Below are 9,411 nucleotides of genomic sequence, written 5' to 3' on the forward strand. Positions count from 1 at the left end.
CCTGCTATCTGGCCTCGCCGAGTTCGGCCGACAGCAGGGCGAGCCGCGTCAGCCGGGTGTCCAGGGGTGGGTGGGTGGAGAACAGCGAGGACAGGCTGAACCCGCCTGCCACCGCCGGCGCGAAGAAGAACGCGTTGAATGGTTCGGCTGCCCGCAGGTCGCGGGTCGGGATGCGGGACATATCGCCGCTGATCTTGGTCAGCGCGGACGCGAGCGCGGATGGCCGGCCGGTGAGCAGCGCCCCGGACCGGTCCGCGGCCAGCTCGCGGTAGCGGGAGAGTGYCCTGGTCAGCACGAACGACATTGCATAGACCATGGTCGATACGAGTACCACCACGAGAACGACGAGGGTGCCGCTGTCCTCGTCGTCGTCGTCGTCCGTGTGGCCGAGTCCGCCGGACATTCCGGAATAGAGGCTAAATCTGGTGATCAGCCCGGCGAGCACCCCCAGGAAGGACGCAACCGTCATCACCGCCACGTCCCGGTGCGCGACATGAGACAGTTCGTGGGAAAGCACCCCTTCGAGCTCCTCGGCGTCCAGCCGCCGGAGCAACCCGGTCGTGGTACAGACAACGGCCCGCTTGGGGTTCCGGCCGGTCGCGAACGCGTTGGGCACATCGACGTCCGCGACGGCAACGGCCGGTTTGGGTGTGTCAGACAACGCGCACAGCCGGTCGACGACACCGTGCAGCTGCGGCGCCTGCTGCGGGGTGACGACCCGGCCGCCCATCGCGTACAGCGCAATCCGGTCGGAGAACCAGTACTGGGCGAACAGCAGGCCCCCGGCGATCACGATGACCAGGACCGGCGACAGACCGATACCGATCAGGACGGCCACGAAGGCGACGTAGACCAGCCCGAGTAGGAAGACGGTCACCAGCATCCGGACCGTCAGCCCGCGGTCGGCGGAGAATCGTCGCGGCGCACGCACGACCATCATCGACTCCTCAGCCTGGGACCAGACCCTCGTCGCCGAGCAGGCCGCGGACCTCGGTTAGCGTCGTGTCGGCGGCCGGGAGCACCAGATCGGACGGCGCCAGCCGGTCCGCCGGCGGCGTCGAGCCGAGTTCGCGGACACGGCCCAGCAGTGCGTCGACCGCGGCGTGGAAGGCATCCTCGTCGTCCGACCCGATGGCTGTGACCAGCCGTTCGTCCAGGACGTTCAGTGCATCCAGTTCGCTGTCGGGAACGTCGAACTGTCCCTCGCCGAGGATGCGTATGATCATGACCTTCCCTCCAGCGGCGGAGCCTCCGGCTCGGCGCCCGGCGACGCGGTCCCGATCGCCCGCGGCGGCCCCGCGGCGGGCAGCGTGCCCTTGATCGTGGCCAGCTCGCGATCGACGTCGGTGGTCGCCGACAGGCGGTCCAGCTCGGCCTGAATGTCGTCCCTCGGCCCGGTCGCCGTCGCGTCGTCCAGTGCACCGGAGGCGAGCAACTCGTCGATCGCACCCGCCCTGGCCTGCATCTGCTGGGTCTTGTCCTCGGCTCGCTGGATCGCCAGCCCGACGTCGCCCATCTCCTCGGAGACGCCGGCGAACGCCTCGCCGATCTTCGTCTGCGCCTCGGCCGCGGTATAGGTCGCCTTGACCGTTTCCTTGCGGGTCCGGAACGCCTCGACCTTCGCCTGCAGCCGCTGCGCAGCGAGCATCAGCCGGTCCTCCTCCGCCCGTAGCGACGCATGCTGCCGCCCGAGGTCCTCGATCTGCCCGGTCACCCCGCCGCGCCGGCTCAGCGCCTCCCTGGCGAGGTCGTCGCGGCCCGCAGCGACCGCCTGCYGGGCCTGCTCCGACAGCTTGCCGCCGGATTCCTGCAGCTGCCGCACCTGCAGCTCCAGCCGCTTGCGGCTGGTAGCGACGTCGGCGACGCCGCGGCGTACCTGCTGCAGGAGTTCGAGCTGGCGCCGGTAGGAGTAGTCGAGAACTTCCCGTGGGTCCTCCGCGCGGTCCAGGATCTTGCTGGCCTTGGTCCGGAACACCAATGCCAACCGTCGGCTCAGGCTCATCGGTGCCTCCCTCCGCCGGGTGGCCCATGGTGGGCATTCCCCGGGCGCCGCCGGCAACCCGGGAGCGGGTCCATCTGTTTCCGCACCGGCGTCGTCCCCGCCCGCGCGGGGGTTCTTCCCAACACGAAAGGAGACATGACCATGTCAACGTCGCGCCGGGTAGCTTATTAGCGGTGACAGTCGTTTTCAATAAGGTCGTGGGGCGACGGCGACCGGGTAACCCGGGGGGATCTCACCCCCGGGCTACCCGACCGGCAGTCGGACACACTCCCTCCTCGTCCCGTCACTGGTCATCCAGCTGGTCAGGGTCGACCGGGGTGGGCAGCGAGGCGGGCAAGCAGCTTCTCCGGGGCTGTTCACTCCCACAACGCATCCCGTTCAGACGTCTTGGCCGGATCACACCCACGGGTGTGGGGAGGACTGGTGCCCATGCCGCCAGACCTCCCGCTCGAAGCCGTCGCCCGGCCGCGAATGACGATCTTTGCCTGCGCGAAACCCCAGCTCGGCCCCGACGCAACCCCGCGAACGTCCTGCGTTCAGCCGTAGACGGAGGAACGGGGTGATTCGGATAGGGGGAGCTTGGGTAGGTACCTGAAAGGCCCTCAGATTCAGTAGGGAGCCAGCCGCTGGAGGGCGCTTGCCGGAAGGTCTCGTCCTATGACCAAGTGTGACTATCTAGCATGTAATCGAACCGAAGGGGTCATGACGGTCGAGACCGCGCTCGGGCCTACCGATCTATGCCCCTCGTGTCGGCCGGTAGCCTTGGAGCTCTTCGCGGAGCTTGCGGCGGCGATGCCGTTCAAGAACGATGACGAAATTGACCACCTGGTCGAACAAGTGTACGAACGGCTAGCGATGGAAGGCGTGGTCGAGGTGTCCGTCACCCCGGGCGGGACCCTGGTCTTTGTCCACTAAGCTGGCCGGATGTCTGTTGCGTTGGCGAAGTCCGCCCTCGCGGCTGTCGATCGTTCATGATCGAGCGGTGCGTCGACGTCGTGTCTGTCCATCGGCTCCGAGGTCGGAGTTCGCGGGGTTCCGGTTCCCGCCGGAGGTGATCGTGCTGGCGGTGCGGTGGTACCTGCGGTTCGCGCTGTCGTACCGGGACGTCGAGGAGCTGCTCGCCGAGGCCTCGACGTCGACGTTCTCGCCAGTACTCGGCGTGACCGGGCGGCTGCCCGGCGGTTCTTCGCCCGGGCGCTGGCGTATGGACGTCGGCCGGTCGAGGTCACCACGGACAAGGCCCCGGTCTACCCACGGCTCCTTGACGGGCTGCTGCCCGAGTCCTGCCACGTCGACGCCGCCCGAGAGAACAACTGGACCGAGGCCGACCTGTGGGGCTCCGCAATCCGGGTTTCGGCCTGTGAGCTGGCCTGTTTCGGTTGAGGTGGTCGTCGGTGGGAGTCCCCAGGGGTTCGGTCGCTACCGGTGCGCGGGACGAAGGCCAGCGGAGGAGCGCCGGACGCCCGAATCTGCCGCTTCCCCTTCACGTTCACACGCCGCGATCATGGCCTGTACGGACGTGCCGTCGACACAACGACAGCTGCGCGGGTCGGATACCGACCCGCGCAGCTGTTCAGTGCATCTAACGATCAATGCTGGGCGCCCGAGACGCAGACGTCTGCGGGTGCGCGTCAGACCGGGCGGACGTGCTCCGCCTGCGGGCCCTTCTGGCCCTGCGTGACGTCGAACTCCACGCGCTGGTTCTCGTCCAGGCTACGGAAGCCCGCGCTGTCGATCGCCGAGTAGTGAACGAAAACGTCCGGGCCGCCGCCGTCCTGCGCGATGAACCCGAAGCCCTTTTCGCCGTTGAACCACTTAACAGTGCCCTGAGCCATGTGCTTCTCCTCCGTGGGAGCCGAACCGGGGCCGCCTGGTGCGGCCGGGGTGCCGCAGCGTGATCGCCCCCACTGTCGAACTGGTCGGAATGCAACAAACGCCCGCTGTCGGAATCTGCGGGCGTCCATACGTTCGAGGAACCTACAACTGCAACAGGACTAACCTACCACTCATCACGCCAACCCGTTGCCTGCCGTCGGGAGGCCTGCCGCGGCGGAAGTCACGGGGTTGGGAACGGAACCAGACGCTGGGGACCGACGTCAAAGGCGCACGAGGCACCGGCGGAGCGGGAAGCGGTGTCCAGACGGGGTCTGTCGCCGCGGTCCTGGTTGTCCACGGCTCGCTGGTCGAGCTGCGGATCAGTCTACCAGCGCCGGTGTCGCTCGTCGCCGCAAGCATCCCCGACGTTCTGCTGCTGGGGTGGCGGGATCACCGCTGGCACGCTACTGAAGGCCGACGCAGGGCTGCGGGAAAAGAATCGGACCGCGCGGGAGGGGCTGCTACCACCGAGGCCCTGAGACGGCATAGATCGTCGGGCTGCCCTCCGTCTGAGCCATCGATTATCGAACGTAACTCGGGCCCATCAATGTCATGTGGGCATCGATATGTATATCTGTTGCATCGCCAGCTAGTTTCCTGGACCTGAGTTCGCTGATTAAGTACGGCTGGGTCCGTGGCGAGGACGGGGCGGCCGATGGTCAACCTGGTGCTGGCGGAAGAGGAGCGGGCGACGCTGACCCGCTGGATCCGGCGGGCGAATTCATCGCAGGCTCTGGCCTTACGATGCAAGATCGTGCTTTCGTGCGCTGGTGGCGCATCGAGTGGGCAAGGCCGGTCGGAAACGGCACGTCGACGCATTTCTCGCTCATGTCCAGTAGCCGGATCTCTGTCATGGCCAGCGACACCAGGCTGACGCTGACAGCGCGCATCCTACGGTTTCCGGGCGACTCCGCCGTACATGTACACGTGGGCGTCGTCCAGCGCAGCCGCCTCGTCGTCGGGATGCCAGTGGTGGACGAGCGCGACGCCGGGGTCGAGGAGTTCCATCCCGTGGAAGAAACGCTCCACCGTGCTTTTGTCGCGCGCGATCAGCGGAATTCCGTTGGCCCTGTACGCGGCCTCGCCAGCGTGAACTTCCTCGGGTGCGCTGTCGGCGGTAGTGGTGGAAAGCGCCAGGAAACTGCTCGCCGGGAGCGGACGCATGATCCGGTTGATGAGGTCCCGCACGACCGTGTCATCGGCGATGAAGTGCACGATCGCGATCAGACTGGCCGCCACGGGCTGGCTCAGGTCGAGGGTTTCCCGCAGCTGCTCGGACTCCAGGATCCCTTCTGGGTTGTGGAGGTCGGCATCGAGATAGGCGGTCTGCCCCTCGGGGGTGTTGGTGAGCAGGGCCCGCGCGTGGACCAACACTATGGGATCGTTATCGACGTAGACGATCCGCGATTCCGGCGCGACCTTCTGGGTGACCTCGTGCAGGTTCGGTGCGGTCGGCGGCCTGGTACCGATGTCCAGGAACTGGCGGATACAGTGCTTCGCGGCCAGGACGCGGGCCCTCCTGACCCGACACGCCGCCGTTTATCAGTCTTTGTGAAACGAGGTGTGAATAGGCTGGTGAATGTACAGCTCGCGTCGCCGGTGGCTCACCCCTGCGTGGGTCGGTGCGGGCAGACAGTAGTGGGCGGGCTGGCCGTGTTCGGCGTGGAGCCGCGCGGCGTTGTAGACCCGTGGGAACTTCCAGAGCATGCGCAGGAAGTTCGTCTGACCGTGGGTGAGATGCCCGGCGACGATACGTGCGGTAGCGGCCAGTGCCTTGACGCCGAGATGCTTGCGGTTCAGTACGGCCTGGGTCGCGACGAGTTCGCGGTAGAACTCGTCGAGGGGAAGGCTGGTCGGGGTGACCGCGTGCTGGATGTCGAACAGGCGGTAGTCCAGCGTGGTCAGTTTCTGGGACTGGGTGTGCCAGATCTCGGTGCCCGGGTAGGGCGTCATGACGGTCAGGTGGACGATTTCCGGTACGGACAGGGCCCATTGTCGGACCAGCCGGAACTGGTCACGGCTCCAGGCGGGGTCGGCGATTAGGTTCACCGCCACGGTGATGCCGATCTTGCGGGCGAGTTCGAGGGCCTTGATGTTCTCGTCGGGGGAGATGCGCTTGTGGAACAGGTCGAGTCCCTCGGCGTCGAGGGCCTCCATGCCGAGGAACATGTAGGTCAGGCCGAGCCGGCGCCAGCGTTGGAAGACCTCGGGATGGCGCAGCAGGACGTCCGCGCGGGTCTCCAGGTAGTAGCGCTTGCGGATGCCGCGGCGTTCGATTTGGTCGGCGATGGCGTTGCCGTGGTCGGGCTTGATGAAGGCCACGTCGTCGACGAGGAAGACGTTGGGCTCACGGATGGAGGCGAGCTCGTGTCCGGCCGCGTCCGCCGACATCCGCCGGTAGCTGCGCCCGTAGAACGTCCAGGCACTGCAGAACGAGCAGTCCCAGGGGCAGCCGCGGGTGAACTCCACCGATGCACACGGGTCGAGCTCGCCGATGAAGTACCGGTTGCGGCGGGCGAGCAGGTAACGGGCCGGTAGCGGCTCGTCGAGGGTGGGCAGCATGGTCGGTGGGGGCCCGGACCCGGCGCGGGTGACGGCTCCCGGGACCTCGGTGAGGCTGTCCCAGTCGGCTTCGAGGATCCGGGGAGCGACGACCTCGCCCTCTCCCCGGGCCACCGCGTCGATTGCTTCGTCGCAGTTCTCGAGGAGGTGCTGGGCGATGAACGAGACGCTGTGACCACCGGCGATCACCAAACATCCTGGTCGGGTGATTTTAGCCTGTTTCGCGAGCATGATGACTTCTGGGACGTTGGCCAGGTAATTCAGGCCGAACATCACGGTATGCGGCCGGAAATCCGCCAGCGCTCGGGTGTAGTCCCGTATGTCGGCGGTCTGCAGATCGATCAGGCGGACCTCGTGCCCGGCCACGAGCAGCGATGCGGCCACGCGTTCAAGACCCAGAGGCTCGAGTCGCAGAAAGATCTCCGAATACATCAACGCACTGGGATGGACCAGCAGCACACGCATGGCATCGCCTCGTTCCGTTGGCCGTGTCTCCGGATTACCCCGGAGCCCGTCCACATACCGCTGTTGCGCGATCGGACGCGGTCCGTGGGGTGGTGAATCCCCCCGGCGTGTCCGGAGACTCATGACACACCGGGGCGGTTCAACACGATCGTCTACCAGACGAGTGGGATCAAGGATCGCCTCGCCGGACGGCCCTCATGGCCGACGGCGTTCACAGGCAACGTCTCGGCTGGCTCCTTGCCCTATCCGCGGAACAGATCCGCCATGCCAGTGCATTTTATGCGAGCCGATGTCACGGTCACCTCGATCGTGAAGCTGCTCGGGCCCTACCTGCTGCAGCACCCTGCCCGCCCACGTACGGGAGTGTCGCAACAGCTCCCGCTCCGAGCAGCGTCGCGACCCTCGTCAGGGTTTGCGGCCGATTCCTCCACCGATCAGATTCTCGGTGGTGGAGCCGAGGCGGATAGGATCATGACAGTGTGCGCGAGGGCATCGCCGAACACCGCGACGCTCTTGATCGCAGTGTTGGCGATGCTGGCGCCACCCACATCCTGAACAACCTGCCCGGAGGAGCACCGGCTGGCACCAGCGGCAGTAGGTGCGGGCAGCAACCGGAACCAGACGATCGCGGGGATCGTCTTCAGGCTGTGGCGCTCCTATGGTTCATGACTATTCCCGGACTCGTCTGCGCCCTGATCCTGCTTGCCGCCGTCGACCGCTTCACCGCGTGGGCAACCACCCGCAGCTGGCTTCCGTGGCAACGACGGCCTGGAGGCCGCAGCGTGTCCACGATCGCGCTCGACGAACTGGAAGCCAGCTTCTACGCCGGCAAGCGGCACCAGATCGAGCAGCGCCGCACCGAAGAGATCCTCCGCGACGACGACTCCGAGAGCGCTCCTCCTCACAAGCACCTCGAGCCCGGTCAGGCGATCGTCCGCCTACCCGTTGTGGCGGCGCCAGCTGCCTCGCCCACAAAGCCCGGTGTCCGGGAGGCCGACTGATGGGTGCATTGCTTCCGCAGCCGAACCGCTGACCAGACCGACGTCCTCGCAGTTCGCGGTTTCGAGGTTCGATGTCGCCCCTGCCCGTAACGACCGTTGCGGTCTGCGGCGGCGGGCGCGATGTGGTGTGCACAGCCAACCATGAAGGAGAGGCTGATCGGAACCATCCGGCGCCCGGTCGAGCTCCTGACCGCGATGGTCGACCGGGCACACCGGCTCCGGGCAGCCCGCCACCCGTGATCGGGCTGGCTCCCCGGCGCCGGCGTCCTCCTGGCGGAGTAGTGGTCCTGCCCGCGGCACGAACCGGCCCTCAGGTCCGCCGGTCAGTGCTCAGGGGTCGGCGCGGGTCGCAGGGCGGCGGGAACCGCGACCCACAGCGTCGCGAACAGCATCAGTGTGAGCACTCCGGCGATGATGCCGACGGTGAAATTCTTGGTCACGTCGAAGATGAGAACCGCGACGCCGGACACAGCCACCGAGAACACCGCCAGGCCTGCCTGCGCCAGCCGGTTCGCCACGACGACGAGGGTTTCCTTCTCCCTTTTGCGGAACATCGCCCGGTGCAGGCTCACCGGCGTGATCAGCAGGCCGGTGGCCAGGATGGACAGTGCCACCACCGCGAGGTAGAGCCACTCTTGATTATTGCTTAGCGTGGCGAACCTGTTCTGGAACGGTAACGCAAGCAGGAACGCGGTGAGCAGCTGCACCCCGGTCTGCGCGACCCGCAGCTCCTGAAGGATCTCCGCCCAGTTCCGGTTGAGGCGCTCCTGCGCCGACTCGCGCTCCTCTCGGCCGTGGCCCTCTCGACCGCGGTCCTCCTCGTCAACCCCGTCCTGATGGTCCTGTTTGACCGTCGTCCCCGCAATCTCACCCATGATCTTCCAGCTACCCGATTCGGCCGCATTGATACCGCTCAGGCGGCCGCGGGCAGAGACGAGCGGCCCTCCGTCGCGATCAGCCGTCATGATCAGCACCGGTATGATCGGTGTCGTCACCGCTCGCTACGGGTGCAGGATGACCTTCACGACGCCGTCCTGCCTACACGGGCACCCCGCCCATCCGGGTTGCGGCCAACTCCCGCCGACAAGCGGTGCCCGCTCTCACTGGATGTTTACGTAGTCCTGGTGACGATAAGTCGCCTTTGATGCCGACGGCTTTTGTGCCTTTCGCCCTGTAGGGGCATGTCCGTGCGTCCCGAAACTGCGATCACAGCATCCATCGAGCGTGGATATGCGGCTCGGTGCCCGTCTGGTTCGGCGATGGCCCGGAAAATCCCTCCCGGCCGGGAGACCGGTGTCCGCTCCTGCGGTTGAGGGCCCACCGGGCAGGTAGGAGCATCTGACATGAGCAGCCCCCGCAAGCCCTACCCCAGTGACCTGTCCGACGCCCGCTGGGAGCTGATCGCCCCGGCTCTGCACGCCTGGCGGAAGGCCCGGCTCGACCGCCGGCCCACCGGCCAACCCGCCTCCGTCGACCTCCGTGAAGTCTTCAACGCGATCCTCTACC

Annotated in this window: 9 protein-coding genes and 2 pseudogenes; 4 read left to right on the forward strand and 7 right to left on the reverse strand. The window is 66.8% G+C overall.

Going from position 1 to position 9,411, the window contains the following annotated elements; all coding sequences use genetic code 11:
- Positions 1–4: 4 nt before the first annotated feature.
- From htpX to BBK14_RS26365, 3 genes are read right to left on the reverse strand one after another with little or no spacing between them, the layout of a single operon-like run.
- Positions 5–940: a zinc metalloprotease HtpX gene (gene htpX / locus BBK14_RS26355; protein ID WP_241831862.1), complete on the reverse strand. Its 936-nt coding sequence runs from the start codon at positions 938–940 to the stop codon at positions 5–7.
- Positions 941–947: 7 nt separating this feature from the next.
- On the reverse strand, positions 948–1,226 hold the full coding sequence (gene pspAA, locus BBK14_RS26360) for a PspA-associated protein PspAA (protein ID WP_071065942.1): 279 nt from the start codon (positions 1,224–1,226) through the stop codon (positions 948–950).
- Positions 1,223–2,002 carry a PspA/IM30 family protein gene (locus tag BBK14_RS26365; protein ID WP_083391266.1) on the reverse strand — a complete coding sequence of 260 codons (780 nt, stop codon included), beginning with the start codon at positions 2,000–2,002 and terminating at the stop codon, positions 1,223–1,225. Before BBK14_RS26365 ends, pspAA begins: the two co-directional genes overlap by 4 nt.
- Before the next feature lie 702 nt (positions 2,003–2,704).
- Here BBK14_RS26365 and BBK14_RS26370 point away from each other — a divergent pair.
- Both BBK14_RS26370 and BBK14_RS35945 read left to right on the forward strand, forming a co-directional pair.
- Positions 2,705–2,917: a hypothetical protein gene (locus BBK14_RS26370; RefSeq protein WP_071065944.1), complete on the forward strand. Its 213-nt coding sequence runs from the start codon at positions 2,705–2,707 to the stop codon at positions 2,915–2,917.
- A 67-nt stretch (positions 2,918–2,984) separates the two neighbouring features.
- A pseudogene (locus BBK14_RS35945) lies at positions 2,985–3,331 on the forward strand (DDE-type integrase/transposase/recombinase); the annotation flags it as partial.
- Between the two features lie 302 nt (positions 3,332–3,633).
- Here BBK14_RS35945 and BBK14_RS26375 read toward each other — a convergent pair.
- From BBK14_RS26375 to hpnR, 3 genes and pseudogenes are all read right to left on the reverse strand, one after another.
- Entirely contained in the window at positions 3,634–3,837 is a 204-nt protein-coding gene (locus BBK14_RS26375; protein WP_007507818.1) for a cold-shock protein, read from the reverse strand.
- A 931-nt stretch (positions 3,838–4,768) separates the two neighbouring features.
- Positions 4,769–5,386 (reverse strand): annotated as a pseudogene (locus BBK14_RS26380) (SAM-dependent methyltransferase); the annotation flags it as partial.
- A gap of 33 nt (positions 5,387–5,419) precedes the next feature.
- Entirely contained in the window at positions 5,420–6,904 is a 1,485-nt protein-coding gene (gene hpnR / locus BBK14_RS26385) for a hopanoid C-3 methylase HpnR (RefSeq protein WP_071065945.1), read from the reverse strand.
- Positions 6,905–7,383: 479 nt separating this feature from the next.
- Here hpnR and BBK14_RS26390 point away from each other — a divergent pair, with 479 nt between their 5' ends.
- On the forward strand, positions 7,384–7,905 hold the full coding sequence (locus BBK14_RS26390) for a DUF6191 domain-containing protein (protein WP_131802431.1): 522 nt from the start codon (positions 7,384–7,386) through the stop codon (positions 7,903–7,905).
- 323 nt (positions 7,906–8,228) lie between these two features.
- On the opposite strand, the gene BBK14_RS26395 is transcribed toward BBK14_RS26390, so the two are convergent.
- On the reverse strand, positions 8,229–8,870 hold the full coding sequence (locus tag BBK14_RS26395; protein WP_420849196.1) for a DUF6328 family protein: 642 nt from the start codon (positions 8,868–8,870) through the stop codon (positions 8,229–8,231).
- Between the two features lie 378 nt (positions 8,871–9,248).
- Between BBK14_RS26395 and BBK14_RS26400 the strand changes: the two genes are divergently transcribed.
- The coding region (locus BBK14_RS26400) for a transposase (protein ID WP_131802432.1) at positions 9,249–9,411 on the forward strand (163 nt) is incomplete at its 3' end.

The organism is Parafrankia soli (genome assembly GCF_001854695.1).
In the GTDB taxonomy this organism is placed as follows: domain Bacteria; phylum Actinomycetota; class Actinomycetes; order Frankiales; family Frankiaceae; genus Parafrankia; species Parafrankia soli.

Bases quoted from the DNA above. Each gene is read 5' to 3' on its own strand.
- BBK14_RS26395 (WP_420849196.1), bottom strand. From the start codon at position 8,870: ATGACGGCTGATCGCGACGGAGGGCCGCTCGTCTCTGCCCGCGGCCGC.
- BBK14_RS26375 (WP_007507818.1), bottom strand. From the start codon at position 3,837: ATGGCTCAGGGCACTGTTAAGTGGTTCAACGGCGAAAAGGGCTTCGGG.
- BBK14_RS26370 (WP_071065944.1), top strand. From the start codon at position 2,705: ATGACGGTCGAGACCGCGCTCGGGCCTACCGATCTATGCCCCTCGTGT.
- pspAA (WP_071065942.1), bottom strand. From the start codon at position 1,226: ATGATCATACGCATCCTCGGCGAGGGACAGTTCGACGTTCCCGACAGC.
- hpnR (WP_071065945.1), bottom strand. From the start codon at position 6,904: ATGCGTGTGCTGCTGGTCCATCCCAGTGCGTTGATGTATTCGGAGATC.